Source organism: Acidovorax sp. SRB_24, from assembly GCF_012931925.1.
In genome coordinates this window covers 1-259 of record NZ_MWOM01000353.1, presented here as the reverse complement: position 1 = coordinate 259, position 259 = coordinate 1, and the positions used below count along the sequence as shown (strand labels likewise).

1 protein-coding gene is annotated in these 259 nt (G+C 68.7%); it reads right to left on the bottom strand.

Going from position 1 to position 259, the window contains the following annotated elements; translation table 11 throughout:
• A partial coding sequence (locus B2J89_RS22245; protein WP_205763946.1) for a cob(I)yrinic acid a,c-diamide adenosyltransferase occupies positions 1-123 on the bottom strand: 123 nt, incomplete at its 3' end.
• Between the last annotated feature and the right edge of the window lie 136 nt (positions 124-259).

Genomic DNA, 259 nt, shown 5'->3' with positions numbered 1-259 from the left:
CGCCAGGCCGAACGCGGCCGTGCTCTTGCCCTTGCCGTTGCCGGTGTGGACGATGACCAGGCCACGGCGCTCGCCGTCGGGTTTCTCGTAGGGCTTGGCCTGGGGTGGGGTTTCCATCTGCATCGGGGACTCCAAAAAACAGTGCGCACGGCCAGGCCGGCGCCGCAAAAATCAGGATGGCGCGCCGTGCAGCTGCGGCAGCGCCACCCACTGCCCGGCGACCGCATGGATCGCAATGCGCTGGTCGAACACGCGCTCG